The organism is Achromobacter pestifer (assembly GCF_013267355.1).
GTDB classification, from domain to species: domain Bacteria; phylum Pseudomonadota; class Gammaproteobacteria; order Burkholderiales; family Burkholderiaceae_B; genus Achromobacter; species Achromobacter pestifer_A.
In genome coordinates this window covers 4,278,826-4,293,074 of sequence record NZ_CP053985.1, presented here as the reverse complement: position 1 = coordinate 4,293,074, position 14,249 = coordinate 4,278,826, and the positions used below count along the sequence as shown (strand labels likewise).

The 14,249-nt window shown below is 66.8% G+C and carries 20 protein-coding genes; 10 read left to right on the top strand and 10 right to left on the bottom strand.

Translation table 11 applies throughout. The annotated features are described in order from the left end of the window. Positions 1-69: 69 nt before the first annotated feature. Positions 70-1,050: a phosphonate ABC transporter substrate-binding protein gene (gene phnD / locus FOC84_RS20545; RefSeq protein ID WP_173146052.1), complete on the bottom strand. Its 981-nt coding sequence runs from the start codon at positions 1,048-1,050 to the stop codon at positions 70-72. Between the two features lie 30 nt (positions 1,051-1,080). Beyond that, positions 1,081-1,917, bottom strand: a complete 837-nt coding sequence (gene phnC, locus FOC84_RS20540) for a phosphonate ABC transporter ATP-binding protein (RefSeq protein WP_173146051.1) — start codon at positions 1,915-1,917, stop codon at positions 1,081-1,083. A 196-nt stretch (positions 1,918-2,113) separates the two neighbouring features. Here phnC and FOC84_RS20535 point away from each other — a divergent pair, with 196 nt between their 5' ends. The 5 genes from FOC84_RS20535 to FOC84_RS20515 all read left to right on the top strand — a co-directional run bounded on the left by FOC84_RS20535 (position 2,114) and on the right by FOC84_RS20515 (position 4,699). Then, positions 2,114-2,545 carry a GFA family protein gene (locus FOC84_RS20535; RefSeq protein WP_173146050.1) on the top strand — a complete coding sequence of 144 codons (432 nt, stop codon included), beginning with the start codon at positions 2,114-2,116 and terminating at the stop codon, positions 2,543-2,545. 53 nt (positions 2,546-2,598) lie between these two features. Then, the gene (locus FOC84_RS20530) at positions 2,599-2,964 is read left to right on the top strand and encodes an ArsR/SmtB family transcription factor (RefSeq protein WP_173146049.1); all 366 of its coding nucleotides are present in this window, start codon (positions 2,599-2,601) and stop codon (positions 2,962-2,964) included. After that, on the top strand, positions 2,957-3,505 hold the full coding sequence (locus FOC84_RS20525; protein ID WP_173146048.1) for an SRPBCC family protein: 549 nt from the start codon (positions 2,957-2,959) through the stop codon (positions 3,503-3,505). Before FOC84_RS20530 ends, FOC84_RS20525 begins: the two co-directional genes overlap by 8 nt. A gap of 490 nt (positions 3,506-3,995) precedes the next feature. Beyond that, the gene (gene infA / locus FOC84_RS20520) at positions 3,996-4,259 is read left to right on the top strand and encodes a translation initiation factor IF-1 (RefSeq protein WP_013395703.1); all 264 of its coding nucleotides are present in this window, start codon (positions 3,996-3,998) and stop codon (positions 4,257-4,259) included. A gap of 152 nt (positions 4,260-4,411) precedes the next feature. Then, positions 4,412-4,699, top strand: coding sequence for a hypothetical protein (locus tag FOC84_RS20515; protein ID WP_173146047.1), 288 nt, complete (start codon positions 4,412-4,414; stop codon positions 4,697-4,699). A gap of 36 nt (positions 4,700-4,735) precedes the next feature. Here FOC84_RS20515 and FOC84_RS20510 read toward each other — a convergent pair whose 3' ends face one another. The 3 genes from FOC84_RS20510 to mog all read right to left on the bottom strand — a co-directional run bounded on the left by FOC84_RS20510 (position 4,736) and on the right by mog (position 6,643). Next, complete coding sequence (locus FOC84_RS20510) at positions 4,736-5,605, bottom strand: peptidoglycan DD-metalloendopeptidase family protein (protein WP_173146046.1); 870 nt, start codon at positions 5,603-5,605, stop codon at positions 4,736-4,738. Positions 5,606-5,610: 5 nt separating this feature from the next. Next, a complete protein-coding gene (locus tag FOC84_RS20505) occupies positions 5,611-5,949 on the bottom strand; it encodes a hypothetical protein (protein ID WP_173146045.1) in 339 nt (112 codons plus the stop codon). Between the two features lie 61 nt (positions 5,950-6,010). Next, a complete protein-coding gene (mog, locus tag FOC84_RS20500; protein WP_173150302.1) occupies positions 6,011-6,643 on the bottom strand; it encodes a molybdopterin adenylyltransferase in 633 nt (210 codons plus the stop codon). A gap of 281 nt (positions 6,644-6,924) precedes the next feature. On the opposite strand from mog, the gene FOC84_RS20495 reads away from it, so the two are divergent. The 4 genes from FOC84_RS20495 (at position 6,925) to FOC84_RS20485 (ending at position 10,519) form a co-directional block, all read left to right on the top strand. After that, entirely contained in the window at positions 6,925-8,049 is a 1,125-nt protein-coding gene (locus FOC84_RS20495; RefSeq protein WP_173146044.1) for a D-alanyl-lipoteichoic acid biosynthesis protein DltD, read from the top strand. A gap of 13 nt (positions 8,050-8,062) precedes the next feature. Beyond that, entirely contained in the window at positions 8,063-8,188 is a 126-nt protein-coding gene (locus tag FOC84_RS33490; protein WP_008162923.1) for a hypothetical protein, read from the top strand. 104 nt (positions 8,189-8,292) lie between these two features. Then, on the top strand, positions 8,293-9,768 hold the full coding sequence (locus FOC84_RS20490; RefSeq protein ID WP_173146043.1) for an inorganic phosphate transporter: 1,476 nt from the start codon (positions 8,293-8,295) through the stop codon (positions 9,766-9,768). Positions 9,769-9,865: 97 nt separating this feature from the next. Further along, on the top strand, positions 9,866-10,519 hold the full coding sequence (locus FOC84_RS20485; protein ID WP_173146042.1) for a DsbA family protein: 654 nt from the start codon (positions 9,866-9,868) through the stop codon (positions 10,517-10,519). 16 nt (positions 10,520-10,535) lie between these two features. Here the strand turns inward: FOC84_RS20485 and FOC84_RS20480 are convergent, their stop codons facing one another. The 5 genes from FOC84_RS20480 to FOC84_RS20460 are packed head-to-tail and all read right to left on the bottom strand — an operon-like array spanning position 10,536 to position 13,565. Then, complete coding sequence (locus FOC84_RS20480; protein WP_173146041.1) at positions 10,536-11,150, bottom strand: glutathione S-transferase family protein; 615 nt, start codon at positions 11,148-11,150, stop codon at positions 10,536-10,538. 42 nt (positions 11,151-11,192) lie between these two features. Beyond that, complete coding sequence (locus tag FOC84_RS20475) at positions 11,193-11,540, bottom strand: AzlD domain-containing protein (RefSeq protein ID WP_173146040.1); 348 nt, start codon at positions 11,538-11,540, stop codon at positions 11,193-11,195. Beyond that, positions 11,537-12,250: an AzlC family ABC transporter permease gene (locus FOC84_RS20470; protein ID WP_173146039.1), complete on the bottom strand. Its 714-nt coding sequence runs from the start codon at positions 12,248-12,250 to the stop codon at positions 11,537-11,539. Before FOC84_RS20470 ends, FOC84_RS20475 begins: the two co-directional genes overlap by 4 nt. Before the next feature lie 50 nt (positions 12,251-12,300). Beyond that, the gene (locus tag FOC84_RS20465) at positions 12,301-12,618 is read right to left on the bottom strand and encodes a chaperone modulator CbpM (protein WP_173146038.1); all 318 of its coding nucleotides are present in this window, start codon (positions 12,616-12,618) and stop codon (positions 12,301-12,303) included. 2 nt (positions 12,619-12,620) lie between these two features. Then, positions 12,621-13,565: a DnaJ C-terminal domain-containing protein gene (locus FOC84_RS20460; protein ID WP_173146037.1), complete on the bottom strand. Its 945-nt coding sequence runs from the start codon at positions 13,563-13,565 to the stop codon at positions 12,621-12,623. A 186-nt stretch (positions 13,566-13,751) separates the two neighbouring features. Here FOC84_RS20460 and FOC84_RS20455 point away from each other — a divergent pair, with 186 nt between their 5' ends. Next, positions 13,752-14,243, top strand: a complete 492-nt coding sequence (locus FOC84_RS20455) for a GNAT family N-acetyltransferase (RefSeq protein ID WP_173146036.1) — start codon at positions 13,752-13,754, stop codon at positions 14,241-14,243. Positions 14,244-14,249: the final 6 nt, after the last annotated feature.

Below are 14,249 nucleotides of genomic sequence, written 5' to 3'. Positions count from 1 at the left end.
CCGCTCGGTGGTTTTCATTGGCGGGCAAGCCTGCGCGCCCCGCGGCGCGCAGGCTTGCCCTGACGGGGCTTACTGCTTGGCGGCGGGCTGGCCCAGGCCGGCCAGCTTGCTGTCTAGTTCGGCCAGCTGCTTCTGCTTTTCGGCCTGGCCCAAGGTGGTGTCGGCTTCGACCTTGACCTTCTCGCGCGCCAGCTCGATCTGGCGGATCGGCACCAGTTGCTGGTTATCGGAGGGACGGAAGCCCTGGTAGGTCAGCGCCTTCAGATTGGCCATTTCGCGCTCGGCGTCCTTGCCCTTGCCGTAGTTGATGAAGAAGTCGCGGATGCGGGCCTTCAGGTCGGCCGGCAGATCGCTGCGCATGACCAGCGGATCCGCCGGGATCAACGGCGACTTCCACAGCACGCGCACGCTATCGTTGGCGTCCTTGCCCGTGTTCAGGCGATAGCGCTCCAGCGCCTCGGTATTGTTGACGGCCACGTCCACCTGCTTGTTGATGACCGACAGCAGATTGGTTTCGTGATTGCTGGCGCGCACCGTCTTGAAGAAGGTCTTGGGTTCGATCTTGTTGGCGGCCCACAGGTAATAGCCCGGCACGGCCGTGCCCGAGGTCGAGTTGGGATCGCCCGCGCCATAGCTCAGCGTGCCGCCGCGCTTGAGCACGTCGTCCAGCGTCTTCAGGTCGCTGTCCTTGTTGACGATCAGCAGCGACCAGTAGCCGGGGTTGCCGTCCTTGTCGATGACGGAGGCGAACACTTCGCCCTTGGCGCGGTCCACCGCCTCGATCGCGGACTTGTTGCCGAACCAGCCCATCTGCACCTTGTTGAAGCGCATGCCTTCGATGATGCCGGCGTAGTCGGAAGCGAAGAAGGGCTTGACCGGCACGCCGATCGAGCGGCTCAGGTCGTCGATGACGGGCTGCCACACCGACTTCAGGTTGGTGGACGATTCCGTCGAGATGATGCCGAAGTTCAGGGTCTTGGCGTCTTGCGCGTGGGCCTGGGCGGACAGGGCCGCGGCGGCGATCAGGGTGACAAAGGTTCTACGTAGCATGGAAGGGCTCCGGGGGAAATGGGTCAGGCATCAGGCGGCTTGCGCCAGTCGGGACAGCGGCGCCATGCCCGGCATGGCCGGCGCTTGCGGCGCGTATTCGGGAAGCAGTTCGCTCAATTCGGAGCCGTACAGCTCGCTCAGCATGGCCGGCGTCAGCGCGGCGGAGGGACCGTCATAGACCACCTTGCCGTGGCGCAGCGCCACCACCCGCGGGCAGTAGCGCAGGGCCACGTCCACCTGGTGCAGCGACACCACCACCGCCACTTTGCGGCTGCGGTTGATCTGGGCCAGCGTGTCCATCACGCGGCGCGACGATTCCGGGTCCAGCGAGGCTATCGGCTCGTCGGCCAGGATGACGCGGGCGTTCTGCACCAGGGTGCGGGCGATGGCCGCGCGCTGCTGCTGCCCGCCGGACAGCGTCGAGGCGCGCTGAAATGCGTAGTCGTCTATACCAACCTGAGCAAGCGCTTCGAGGCCCTGCTGCACTTCGCCGCGCAGAAACCAGCGCGTCAGGCTGCGCCACAGCGGCACGCGCGGCAACAGGCCGGTCAACACGTTGGTGATGACCGGCAGGCGGCCCACCAGATTGAATTGCTGGAACACGAAGCCAATGCCGGCGCGCGCGGAGCGCACATCGCGGCTCAGGCGGCCGTCGCGCTGGATCATGCGGCCGTTGACGGCCACGCTGCCCGCGTCACCCGCCACGAAGCCCGACAGATGGCGCAGCAGCGTCGACTTGCCCGAACCCGAGGCGCCCAGCAAGGCGACCATCTCGCCGTCGGCCACTTGCAGGTTCACGCCGTCCAGCGCCTTGGCGCCGGCGTGGAAGCTCTTGCAGAGCCCGTGTACTTCGATGGCGTAAGTCATCGTCGAATCCCCATGGATATGTTCATGGCGGCATTCTGTTTTCGCGGCATGACAGCACGATGACCTGCGGATCGATTGATTTGGCTGAAAATAGGGACGCCGCAACGATCTGAAAGACGTTCGTCATAAAAGCCGGTTCCGGCACGCTGCGCCGCAGGTATATTGGGGATGTTCCCCCACCAGCCTGGCGTTCATCATGATCAACGGTTCCTGCCTGTGCGGCCGCGTCGCCTACGAGATCACCGGCCCGCTCACCGACGCCCTCAACTGCCATTGCACGATCTGCCGCAAGGCGCATGGCGCTGCTTTCCGCAGCCGCGCGACGGTCCAGGCCAAGGACTTTGCCTGGAGCCGAGGCGAAAACCACGTCACGTGGTACTGCTCGTCTCCGGGCAGCTACCGCGGCTTCTGCGAAGCCTGCGGCACGCCCTTGCTGACCCGCTTCGACCAGACCCCGGACGTCTATGGCCTGCCGCTGGGTCCGCTGGACGACGACCCGGGGATCAAGCCGGCCGCCCATTGCCATGTCGCCAGCAAGGCCCCCTGGTTCGACATCAGCGACGACCTGCCGCAGTACCCCGACGCATATGGCGCGATGGAAGAAGACCACCCGCAGGTGGTTACATAAAAATTCAACCATTTAGTTGAATTTCATTGGGAGGCCGGACTATATTCAACCCCATGGTTGAATCAATCCCCTCCCCCGTCCTCGATGCCGTCTTTCGCGCGCTGGCCGACCCCACGCGCCGCGACATGCTGCGCAGCCTGGCCCAGGGCGAGCAGACCATAGGCGAGCTGGCGGCGCCCCACAGCATGAGTTTCGCGGGCGCCTCCAAGCACGTGCAGGCCCTGGAACGCGCCGGCCTGGTCCAGCGCGCCATCCGTGGCCGCACGCATGTGTGCAGCCTCAATCCGGAACCCATGGCCGAGGCCATGCAGTGGCTGCGCTTCTATGAACAATTCTGGTCGGGCAAGCTGGGCGCGCTGGAAGCCGCGCTCGTCGCCAGCCGGTCCCCGGCCGCGTCTCCTGGAGAACAACATGAGTGAACACGGCGTGGTCCTGGACCCCACCTCCATCCGCTTCACGCGGATCCTGCCCGCCAGCGTCGACGAGGTCTGGGCATTCCTCACGGAATCGGAAAAGCGCGGCCGCTGGCTGGCGTCCGGCGACATGGAGCTGCGCGAAGGCGGGGGCGTCACGCTGCGCTTCATGCACGCCGACCTGTCCTCGGTGGCCGAGCCGGTGCCCGAAGCCTACAAGCCGTATGAAGGCGGCGTGACGACGCAAGGCATCGTCACGCGCTGCGAACCGCCGCACTTGCTGGCGTTCACCTGGGGAGGCTCCCCCGGCCATCCTTCCGAAGTCACGTTCGAACTGTCGCCGCAGGGCCAGGAAACGCGCCTGGTACTGACGCACCGCAAGCTGGCCTCGCGCGATGGCATGGTGGACGTGGCCGGCGGTTGGCATGTGCACCTGGGCGTGCTGGAAGCCCGCCTGGCCGGCCGCGCCCCTGGCCCGTTCTGGTCCGTGCTCGGCCAGGTGGAAAGCGAATACCGGGATCGGATCCCCTCGGGCCAGAGTCGTTGAGCAACAACTATCACGGCGTAGTGACAGATAAATACTGGCTAATCATTGCGCTTTGCAGTAACATAAGTCCGTGATTTTTCCGCAAAAACCGGGCTTCGGTCACTCTGAGTGCCAACCTGTACGGCCTGCGGGCAATGCTCCGGGACAACCCAGGACGTGCCTGATTTACCCGGAACAAACCCGCCTTCGCCAGGCACGCCCCCATCTCCATCGTTGTGCGGCCTGGCAGCAACCGCTACACCCCGCTTCTTCCGGCGATTTGCGCAAAACGCGCCGCCGCGACCAAGCCGTGCGCCGCGCGCACATTGCCCACGCGGCGCGAGTATCCGTCATTTCAGCCATCCGCTTCGGATGCCGTGGCCCTTACCCGCGCTTGCCCGGACGTTTTACGTTCAACCCGCTGGACCCGCTGTCCGGGTCCGACGCGCTTGCCGCCCTGCGCGGCGAGCCATGCCGCCGGCATGGCTGCGCGTATTGATAGGAGAAAAGAATGGCTAAAGAAGAACTCATCGAACTGGATGGCATCGTTGACGAAGTGCTGCCCGATAGCCGCTACCGCGTGAAGCTGGACAACGGCATCGAAGTCGGCGCCTACGCCTCCGGCCGTATCCGCAAGCACCGCATCCGCATCCTGGCTGGCGACCGCGTCACCCTGGAAATGTCGCCGTATGACCTGACCAAGGGCCGCATCAACTTCCGCCACAAGGACGAACGCGGTCCCGCGCCGCAGCGTCCCCAGCAGTTCCGCCGCTAAGCCAGGGCGACAGGGCCGGCCCCGCGCCGGCTCCCCTTTCGCGCCAGCCTTAAACCTGGACCGCGCAATGCCGTAATGCGTGGAGCGCCCGTTCATGGAAGAATGGCGCCCACTGCCTGGCGCGACGCCGGCAGGATGAGCATGAAAGCAAGATGGACCTGACACAAGATCTGCAAGCCGCCGCCGACCACCTTGCCCTTGCGCGAAGAAAATTCGTCAAGGGCGAGGAAGGCCTGCGCCTGCTGTACCAATCGCGCGAGGCCTTCATCAACAGCCTGCGCAATACCGGCCTGACCTACGCCGACGCCAAGACCAAGTACGACAACTGCCTGGACGAACAGGAAGCCGAGCAGCTGGACGTGCGGCAGCAGATGGACTATGCCGAGCGCGTGCACCAGCACGTGCTGCAACTGATTGCGCAGCAGGCCGCCACGGCCTGAGGGCGCGCAGATCCGCGTCCCCAAGCCCTGGATGAATCAGGGCTTGAATGCCCCGATGAAGATGGCCGGATCGACGCGCGCGTCGTTGAGGCTGACGTTCCAGTGCAGATGCGGGCCGGTGGCGCGACCGGTCGCGCCGACCTTGCCCACCGATCCGCCGCGCGGCACTTCGTCGCCGACTTTCACGTCGATGGCCGACATGTGGCAGAACATGCTGACAAAGCCCTGGCCATGGTCCAGGAACACCGTCTTGCCGTTGAAGAAGTAATCCCCCACCAGCACGACCACGCCGGCGGCCGGCGCCTTGATCGGCGTGCCCGACGGCACGGCGAAATCCAGGCCTGAATGCGGATTGCGCTCCTCGCCGTTGAAGAAGCGCCGCAGGCCGAAGGGACTGGACAGGCGGCCGCCGTTCACCGGACGGTCCAGCAGCAGGTTGCTGGGCGTGACGCCGGCGCGATAGGCGCGGTTGGCCGCGGCCTGCTCGGCCTGTTCGCGTTCGATGCGCTTCATGTCATCCGGATCCGGATTGACCTGGCGCGGATTCTTCAGCGTGATGTGCTGGGCCTTGTATTCCTTGGCGCCGACCTTGAAGGGCAGCGCGCGCTTGCCTTGCGCGTCCTTGATGTCCACCTGCTGCTCGCCCGGCTTCACGCTGAGCGGGATGCCGACCACGGCGATCCATTGCTTGCCGTCTTCGCGCACGACCAGCACGCGCCGGCCCAGGAAGCTGACCTCCGGCGCGCGCTCGGCATTGCCCAGGCCCAGGACGGCCACGCCGCCGGGCACGGGTACGTTGAGCTTGCGGCTGATGAAGCCGCCCTGCTGCTGTGCGCGGACCGGCAGGCCCAGGCAGAGGGCGGCCGCGGCCAGGCCCAGCCGCAGGACGTCGCGACGATGATGCATGGCGTTCACAGGCACAGGTTGGCGGGCTCGATGATGGTCTGGTCGCGGCGCGCGATGCGCGTGGACAGGCGCGCTTCGGTCTTGCCCTTCCAATGCGTGGTCGTCAGCACGGCTTCGACGCCCAGGCTGTCTTCCTGGATCAGTTCAAAGCCGTTGCGCACCGCCTTCTGCTGGAAATTGAGGCCCAGGTTCTTCCAGGATTCCGCCACGCAGGCCGTGTAGTCCTCGGGCGTGCGCTGGGTGGAGCCGTAGAAGACCGGATCGCGGTCGCGCACGTCTTTGACGTTGGCGCAAGCCGACAAGGCTGCCAGGACAGTAAGGGACAAAACGGTGCGGACCTTCATGGCGATGGGACTCTCGAGCGGTTGGGGGTGGCTGGGGCGGCCAATATAACGCAGCGCCGGGTCAGGCCTGCGGCGCGCGGCGGGCCGATTTGGGACGGAAGGCCGCGATGACTTCGGGCCGGGTTTCGGCGTACGGGCCGCCGATAAGATCGATGCAATAGGGAATGGCGGCGAAGATGCCCGGCACCAGCACGGCGCCGTCCTCGCCCTTGAGCCCTTCCAGCGTTTCGCGGATGGATTTCGGCTGGCCGGGCAGGTTCACGATCAGGGCGGCGTGCGCGGGCGTTTCCCGGATGACCGCCACCTGGCGCGACAGAATGGCCGTGGGCACGAAGCGCAGGCTGATCTGGCGCATCTGCTCGCCAAAACCAGGCATTTCCTTGGTGCCGACGGCAAGCGTGGCCTCGGGCGTGACGTCGCGGCGCGCCGGACCGGTGCCGCCGGTGGTCAGGACCAGGTCGCAGCCGCAGCCGTCCACCAGCTCGATCAGCGTCTCGGAGATGCGTGCCGGTTCGTCCGGAATCAGGCGGTCCACCGCCTGCCAGGGCGAGGCCAGCGCGCCGCCCAGCCATTCGCGCAGCGCGGGCAGCCCCAGGTCCTGATAGGTGCCGCTGGAAGCGCGGTCGGAAACGGACACCAGGCCCACGATCAGTTCGTCGGGGTGCTTGCGGGCGATACGGGTAGTGGCGGTCATGGGCTGCGCAATCTTGGTGAGGAACATTCGGGCGCCGCGGATGCGGCCGCGGGCGAGGTCAATCATGGAAATCCAGAAGAACCCCGCCAAAGGGATGCTATCGCATTCTTTCCCTGCGGGAATCGCGGCGCCGGACAGCGCGCCGGCGATGGCCCCTGTCGCAAAAAGGCGAATCGGCTTTGGCCCCGCTTTCCCGCGCTTGTTCCAGCCATGTCCGCTCGATAACATCCGCTAACAAAGCTATCCCCAATAGAGAGGGCCGCGCGCGGCATTGGTTCCCCATGTTCAAACGCACACTACGGCAGCATGCGCTGGCGGCGGCGCTGGCCCTGGCCGCGGCGGCTGCCGCCGGGTGGGGCGCCCTGCACGCCCTGGCGCTAAAGACGGAACCGGTCCCGGCCGCCGCCCCGGGCATCTATATCCCCAACCTGGGCAACACGCTGCAGGAGCAGACGCGCAACCTGTCCCGCATGAGCCAGGCCTTGCGCACGGGCGACCGGCTGGTGATCCTGGGTTCGTCGGAGCTGACCAGCAACGACCTGCGCTTCGTGCCCTACCGCTATCTGGCCGACGAATTGCAGATGCCGGTGCTGGCCTACGGCCACTCGGGCTTCCAGTCGCTGGGCATGCAACTGGTGCTGGCCGCGATGGCCGAAGACCTGTCGCCGGCCTCGCGCGTGGTGGTGATGCTGTCGCCGGGCTGGTTCGACGGCGAAGGCGGGCTGGGGCCCGATGAGTTCAAGGAGCACGCCAACCCGCTGCTGCCGCGCCTGCTGCGGCAGCCCGAGGGCCGGGCGGAGGTGGTCCGCTGGCTGCAGGCCAAGGGCGACGCGGGCGTCGCCTGGTCGATGGCGGCCGAACAGGCCTATGTCTTCCGCCAGCGCCTGATCGACCTGTGGGCCCCCGCCTACGCCGCGCCCGTCCCCGAACGTGAACGCGAAGGGCCGCCCGCGGCCGCCCGCGTGGTGGATTGGGACGCGCTGGCCGCCCAGGCCCAGGGCGCCGAACAGGCCCTGATGGGCGGCAACCGCTACGCCGTGCGCGACGAGTTCTTCAATAAATACCTGCGCAGCATTCCCGAGGGCGGCAAGACCGCCTATCTGCCCCAGCCGCTGACCGGCCGCGACGAGCTGCGCGAACTGGACGCGCTGATGGCGCTGCTGCGCCAGCGCGGGGTCAACGCCCTGTTCGTCATGCAGCCGCTGCATCCGCTGGTATTCAAGGACCTGGACCGTTTCGGGCCAGTGCAGCGGGACGTCGCAGCGCTGTGCCAACGTTATGCCATGCGCTGCATGGACATGTACAGCGCCCCCTTCGAAGTGGGGACGCTGCGGGACGTGCAGCACCTGGGCGAACTGGGCTGGCTGCGCGTGAACCAGAAGATCGCGGAAGTTTTCTACCCATGAAGGACGGCCAACCGTGAAAAGAACCCTGTGGCTATGCCTCCTGTATCTGGGCGTCCTGGCGGTGATGGTGATCCAGGCGGATACGTCCGCAAATCTGGGCAAACCGATGGAAATCGAGTTCCAGTATTCGAAATTCTGACTTCGGGCGGGGTTCGCCGCCTGCACTTGGTAGCCGCAAGCAACCAGTGACAGGTCACAAATCTGCAATAATCGGCTCCTCTCGCCGGAACCTCCCCCGCCTCCATGTTCGACCTATTCCACGGCCTAGACCTCTGGGTTGGCCTCAGCCTTGCGCTGGCCCTGACTTTCGTCCTGGCCTTTGAATTCATCAACGGATTCCACGACACGGCGAACGCCGTGGCCACGGTCATCTACACCAAGGCCATGCCGCCGCATCTGGCGGTGGTGCTTTCCGGCATTTTCAACTTCCTGGGCGTGCTGCTGGGCGGCGTGGGCGTGGCCTATGCCATCGTGCACCTGCTGCCGGTGGAACTGCTGATCAACGTGGATACCGGCCGCGGGCTGGCCATGGTGTTCGCCATGCTGGCCGCGGCCATCGCCTGGAACCTGGGCACCTGGTACTTCGGCATCCCGGCGTCCAGCTCGCACACCCTGATCGGCTCGATCCTGGGCGTGGGCCTGGCCAACGCCCTGATCACCGACCTGCCGCTGGCGGACGGCGTCAATTGGGGCAAGGCCATCGACATCGGCCTGTCGCTGGTGGTGTCGCCGGTGGCTGGCTTCCTGGTGGCGGGCGGCCTGCTGCTGGCGCTCAAGCGCTGGCTGCCGCTGTCGAAGATGCACAAGACGCCGGAACAGCGCCGCGCCATCGACAACAAAAAGCATCCGCCCTTCTGGAACCGCCTGGTGCTGGTGCTGTCGGCCATGGGCGTGAGCTTCGTGCACGGCTCCAACGATGGCCAGAAAGGAATTGGCCTGATCATGCTGGTGCTGATCGGCATCGTGCCCGCCAATTTCGTGCTGGACACCAACAGCACCACCTACCAGATCGAACGCACCCGCGACGCCGCCAACCACCTGAACGTGTTCTACCAGCGCAATGAAGCCATGCTGGGCGAATACCTGGCGCTCAAGCGCGTGGACGCGACCACCGAACTGCCGCGCAACTTCCGCTGCGATCCCGAACTGACCATGCCGACCATCGCCGCGCTGCAGACCGATCTGCACGGCGTGTCCAACTACGCCGACCTGCCGGCCGAGAAGCGCATCTCCGTGCGCCGCTACCTGCTCTGCCTGGACGACACGGCCAAGAAGGTCGCGCGCATCGAAGGGCTGCCGGCCCGCGAGCGAGCCGACCTGCAGCGCCTGCGCGCCGACCTGACGGCCACGACCGAATACGCCCCCTTCTGGGTGATCGTGGCGGTGGCCCTGGCGCTGGGCGCGGGCACCATGGTCGGCTGGCGCCGCGTGGTGCTGACGGTGGGCGAGAAGATCGGCAAGCAAGGCATGACCTATGCGCAGGGCATGTCCGCGCAGGTGACCGCCATGGGCGCCATCGGCATCGCCAACGTCTTCAGCCTGCCAGTGTCCACCACCCACGTGCTGTCCTCCGGCGTGGCCGGGACCATGATCGCCAACAAGACCGGCCTGCAAGGCAGCACAGTGCGCAACATCCTGATGGCCTGGATACTGACCCTGCCCGCCTCGATGCTGCTGGCCGCCGGCCTGTTCTGGATCGGCGTGCAGATCGCCGGTTGATATCGAGCGGCCGTGCAGGCAATCTGCACGGCCGATGCAACACTCTGGCTACCCCGCCAGGCTTCCAGCTGGCCCGGCCCGCGTCTACCATGGCGCCATGGCTACCTCAAATCCCACCCTGCATTACATTTTCGACCCGCTCTGCGGCTGGTGCTACGGCGCCGCCCCGCTGGTGGAGGCGGCTCGCGCCGTTCCCGGCCTGGACATCGCGCTGCACGGCGGCGGCATGATGACGGGCGGCAACCGCCAGCCGGTCACCGACAGGCTGCGCCGCTACGTCATGCCGCATGACGAGCGCATCGCCGGCCTGACCGGCCAGCCCTTCGGCGACGATTATTACAACGGCCTGTTGCGCGATGAGGGCGCGGTGTTCGATTCCGAGCCGCCCACCACCGCCATCCTGGCCGCGCAGACGGTGGCCGGCCGCGGGCTGGACCTGCTCAAGCGCGTCCAGCGCGCGCACTACGTGCAGGGCCTGCGCATTGCCGATCCGGCCGTGCTGCAGTCCCTGGCCACCGACATCGGCCTGGACCCGGAAGCCTTCCGCGCCGCCTACGCGGCAGCGCAGGGCGCCGAAACCGCCGCGCACATAGCTGCCAGCCGCAAGCTGCTGGCGCAAGTCGGCGGCAGCGGCTTTCCCACCCTGGCGCTGGAACGCAATGGCGTCTGCGAGATGCTGGAGCCCAGCCGCTACCTGGGCCGCCCCAAGGAATGGCAGGCGGACCTGAGCGCACGCATCGGACGCGGTTAACGCCTGGCGCGCCGCCTCAGGCTTCCTCGATGTCTCCGTCGCGCTGCAGGGCGCGGTGCATGGCCGGGCGGTCGCCCAGCCGCTCCGCATAGGCGGTGAACACGGGCGTCTCGGGCATGACCTTCACCTGCATCATGTATTGCAGGGTTCCGCCCAGCACGATGTCCACCGCCGAGAACTTCTCGCCCAGGAAAAACGGCCGCGCCTGCAGGACCCGGGTCAACACCTGCTCGACCTCCTCGGCCGAGCCCCAGCCCAGCGCGCCCCCTCGATGCGGCGTCTTGAAGGCGCGCTCGGCCATGGCGGGCTCGAACACGCCGGTGGAATACGCCAGCCAGGTCAGGTAGGGACCGCGCAGCGGGTCGCCCACCACCGGTCCCAGCCCCGCCTGGGGGAACAGATCGGTCAGATAGAGGGCGATTGCCGGCGTCTCGAAGACGGGCACGCCGTCGTGCACCAGGGCCGGTACCTTGCGGTGCGGGTGGATGTCGATGTAGTCCGAGGGCATGTGGCCCGCGCTGTCGCTGCCGCGGATGGACACCATTTCGGTGTCGTAGGGCTCGCCCAACTCTTCGAGCAGCCAGAGTATCCGGAACGACCGCGAGCGCGGCGCATGATAAAGCGTAAGCATGGTCGGTCTCCATGGAAGTCCGACCATTTTGCTCCGCTGGCTTTACGCCGCCAAGGCCAGCAACACCCCGTATCCCGCCATGCCCAGCAGCACCGCGACGCCGGCATTGCTGACCAGGCGCGCCGCCACGGCGGTCACGACCAGGCCGCCTACGTAGGGGCCGAGGTTCGCCGCCTGGTCGCCGGCGGCCAGCAGGTCGGGCACGATCACCGCTGCGGCGATCCCGGCCAGCAGCGACGGCCCCAGCGCGGCCAGCGCCGAGCCTTCGCGCGACAGATGGCGCAGCAGGCGGCTGCGCTCGGAAAGCATGAAGGGCAAGGCGCGGGTCAGATAGGTGATGGCCGCCATGGCGATCACCGCGCCCCAGAAACCCAGTCCGTCGGCATTCATGCGGACCTCCTCAGGCGATAGGCGGCACAGCCGATCACGGCGCCGGCCAGGATGGCCAGGCTGGTATGGCCCAGCGCGGCCACGGCAGCGGCGCCAGCCACCGCCACCACGATGGGCAGGCCCATGCCCCGCTTGGCGCTCTGGCACACCAGGGCCATGAACAGCGCGGGCAGCGCAAAGCGCATCACCTGGGACAGCATGGGGTAATGGCGCTCCAGTCCGTCACCCGCATAGACGCCGACGGCGGTGCCGGCGATCCAGGTCAGCCAGGCTCCCAGCCCCAGCGCAATCATCCAGCGCTGGCGGCCCGCGGGCTCCACGGCCTGCAGGCGGTTGAAAGCGGTGGCGAAGACTTCATCGGTAAGCAGGAACGCGACCTTCAGGCGGTCGCGCAGCGCTGCGGGCAGGAAACGCGACAACAGCGGGCCGTACAGCAGATGCCGGGCATTGAGCAGCGAACACAGCGCCACCACCCACAGCCACGGCGTACCGGCCTTGATCGAGGCAAGCAGCAGGAACTGGCTGGCGCCGGCGTAGACCAGCACGGAGATCAGCACCACTTGCAGGGGTGACAGGCCTGCCGCCACGCCGGCGATGCCAAACGTCACGGCCACTGGAAAGTAGCCGATCATGACGGGCAGGCAGGACTTCAGGCCATCGATACGGGCGCTGCCCGCAAGAGCGGGCGCGGAAGCGGAGGGAGTCTCCAAGGTATTTTCGCTTGTACGGTTCCACGACCAGCTAGTTTACCCATTGCCCCCTACTTCTCGTCGCCCCCCAGCGCACGCAGCTGCTTTTTCAGACGACGTACCTCTTGGCTCAGGTCCAGGATCAGCGCAGCCGCGTCCAAGCCGGCGCCGAAGTCCCGCACCAGGCGGCGGGCATCCAGCGCGCGTTGCAGGTCGGTGCTGTAGAAGCGCCATTCGGCGGGCCTGGGACCGCTGGCGTTGACGATGCCGACCTCGACCAGCCGGACGACCCATTCGACTTCCTCGCCGCAGGCGCGGGCCAGGTCGTCCGCGGACAGAGGCCGGGACTTGCCCACGATCGTGGCGGTGGTGACGACTATTTTTTTCATGGTCATACCCCCAGGTGGCGCCGCGGATTGAAGGGCAGGTTCTGCTGCAACTTGCGATAGGCCTCCTTGGCCGCCTCGCTGTCAGCGGGCGGCAACACCAGGTCCAGCACCAGGTAGAGATCTCCGGGAGGATCGCCCGGAATGCCGCGGCCGCGCAGGCGCAGCTTGCGGCCGTTGGCGGATCCCGGCGGAATCGAGACCTCGACCGTGCCGCCCGGGGTGGGCGCGTGCACGCTGGCGCCCAGCGCGGCTTCCCACGGCGCCACCGGCAGCGTCATGTAGAGATCGCGGCCGTCGGCGCGGTAGCGCGGATGCGGCTTGAAGCGGACTTCCAGATAGAGGTCGCCATTCTCGCCGCCGCCGTAACCGGGCATGCCCTGGCCGGCCAGCCGGATGTACTGGCCTTCGCGCACGCCTGGCGGAATGCGCACGCTGAGCGTGCGGGTCTGCATGTGGGGGCGGCCCTGATCGTCCATCTGCATGGAACGCAGGCTGATGTCGCGCGTGGCGCCCTTGAGCGCGTCTTCGAGGTCCACCTCGATCGCGGCGTGGTGGTCCTCGCCGCGCGCGCGGAACTCCTGTTGCTGCTGCGCGCCGCCGCGCCGGTTGCGGCCGCCGAACAGCGAAGAAAAGAATTCGCTGAACTGGGCCTCGTCGCCGGACGCGGCGCCGCGGTGGAACTCGAAGCCCTCGTCCCAGCCGGGCGGCGGCTGGAAGCTGCCCTCGGGCGATACGCCCGCGGCGAGATTGTCGTAGGCCAGGCGCTTTTCCTTGTCGCGCAGGACGTCATAGGCTTCATTGACGTCGCGCATGCGCGTTTCGGCGTCGCTTTCCTTGCTGACGTCGGGATGATATTTGCGGGCGAGCTTGCGGTAGGCGCGCCGGATGTCGTCTTCGGAGGCCTCCCGCTCCACCCCTAGAATGCTGTAGTAGTCCTTGAACTCCATGTGCAGCCCTTGGCAAAGCGTTGCGGCCGCCTCCGGTTGCGCCGGGTTCGGCCTGGGATATCAAGAAGATAGGGGTTATGGGACGATTTTTCAATGCGCCTTGTCAGGCTTTTGGCATCGCGCATAATGTCCGGTTGGCGCCCGCATGCGCCAGCCCCGACCACGGCAAGCCCACAGGAACAGATCGTGCTGGAAATCATCGACGTAGACTTCAACGACCCCGAACACGGCCGCCAGGTGCTGGCCATGCTGAACGAATACGCCAGCGGCCCCATGGGCGGCAATGCTCCCCTGCCCGCCTACGCGCAGCAGAACCTGATCGCCGAGCTGGCCCGCCGCCCCACCGCGCGCGCGCTGCTGGCCCGCATCGACAACGAAGCCGCCGGCGTCGCGGTCTACCTTGAAGGCTTCTCCACATTCTCCTGCCGCCCGCTGCTCAATCTGCACGACCTGGGGGTAGCGGAAAAATTCCAGGGCCGCGGGGTGGGCAAGGCGCTGCTGTCGGCGCTGGAAGAGCGGGCGCGTGATCTGGGCTGCTGCAAGATCACCCTGGAAGTGCTGGAAGGCAACGCGGTCGCCCAGGGGCTGTACCGCAAGCTCGGTTTCGAAGGCTATGCCCTGGACGAAACCACCGGCCGCGCCATGTTCTGGCATAAGAAGCTGCCCGCGCTGGCGTAGTATCCA

Bases quoted from the DNA above. Each gene is read 5' to 3' on its own strand.
- infA (WP_013395703.1), top strand. From the start codon at position 3,996: ATGGCTAAAGAAGAACTCATCGAACTGGATGGCATCGTTGACGAAGTG.
- FOC84_RS20525 (WP_173146048.1), top strand. From the start codon at position 2,957: ATGAGTGAACACGGCGTGGTCCTGGACCCCACCTCCATCCGCTTCACG.
- FOC84_RS20510 (WP_173146046.1), bottom strand. From the start codon at position 5,605: ATGCATCATCGTCGCGACGTCCTGCGGCTGGGCCTGGCCGCGGCCGCC.
- FOC84_RS20515 (WP_173146047.1), top strand. From the start codon at position 4,412: ATGGACCTGACACAAGATCTGCAAGCCGCCGCCGACCACCTTGCCCTT.
- FOC84_RS20465 (WP_173146038.1), bottom strand. From the start codon at position 12,618: ATGAAAAAAATAGTCGTCACCACCGCCACGATCGTGGGCAAGTCCCGG.
- FOC84_RS20535 (WP_173146050.1), top strand. From the start codon at position 2,114: ATGATCAACGGTTCCTGCCTGTGCGGCCGCGTCGCCTACGAGATCACC.
- mog (WP_173150302.1), bottom strand. From the start codon at position 6,643: ATGACCGCCACTACCCGTATCGCCCGCAAGCACCCCGACGAACTGATC.
- FOC84_RS20475 (WP_173146040.1), bottom strand. From the start codon at position 11,540: ATGAATGCCGACGGACTGGGTTTCTGGGGCGCGGTGATCGCCATGGCG.
- FOC84_RS20460 (WP_173146037.1), bottom strand. From the start codon at position 13,565: ATGGAGTTCAAGGACTACTACAGCATTCTAGGGGTGGAGCGGGAGGCC.
- FOC84_RS20495 (WP_173146044.1), top strand. From the start codon at position 6,925: ATGTTCAAACGCACACTACGGCAGCATGCGCTGGCGGCGGCGCTGGCC.
- FOC84_RS20485 (WP_173146042.1), top strand. From the start codon at position 9,866: ATGGCTACCTCAAATCCCACCCTGCATTACATTTTCGACCCGCTCTGC.
- FOC84_RS20490 (WP_173146043.1), top strand. From the start codon at position 8,293: ATGTTCGACCTATTCCACGGCCTAGACCTCTGGGTTGGCCTCAGCCTT.
- FOC84_RS20530 (WP_173146049.1), top strand. From the start codon at position 2,599: ATGGTTGAATCAATCCCCTCCCCCGTCCTCGATGCCGTCTTTCGCGCG.
- FOC84_RS20480 (WP_173146041.1), bottom strand. From the start codon at position 11,150: ATGCTTACGCTTTATCATGCGCCGCGCTCGCGGTCGTTCCGGATACTC.
- FOC84_RS20505 (WP_173146045.1), bottom strand. From the start codon at position 5,949: ATGAAGGTCCGCACCGTTTTGTCCCTTACTGTCCTGGCAGCCTTGTCG.
- phnD (WP_173146052.1), bottom strand. From the start codon at position 1,050: ATGCTACGTAGAACCTTTGTCACCCTGATCGCCGCCGCGGCCCTGTCC.
- phnC (WP_173146051.1), bottom strand. From the start codon at position 1,917: ATGACTTACGCCATCGAAGTACACGGGCTCTGCAAGAGCTTCCACGCC.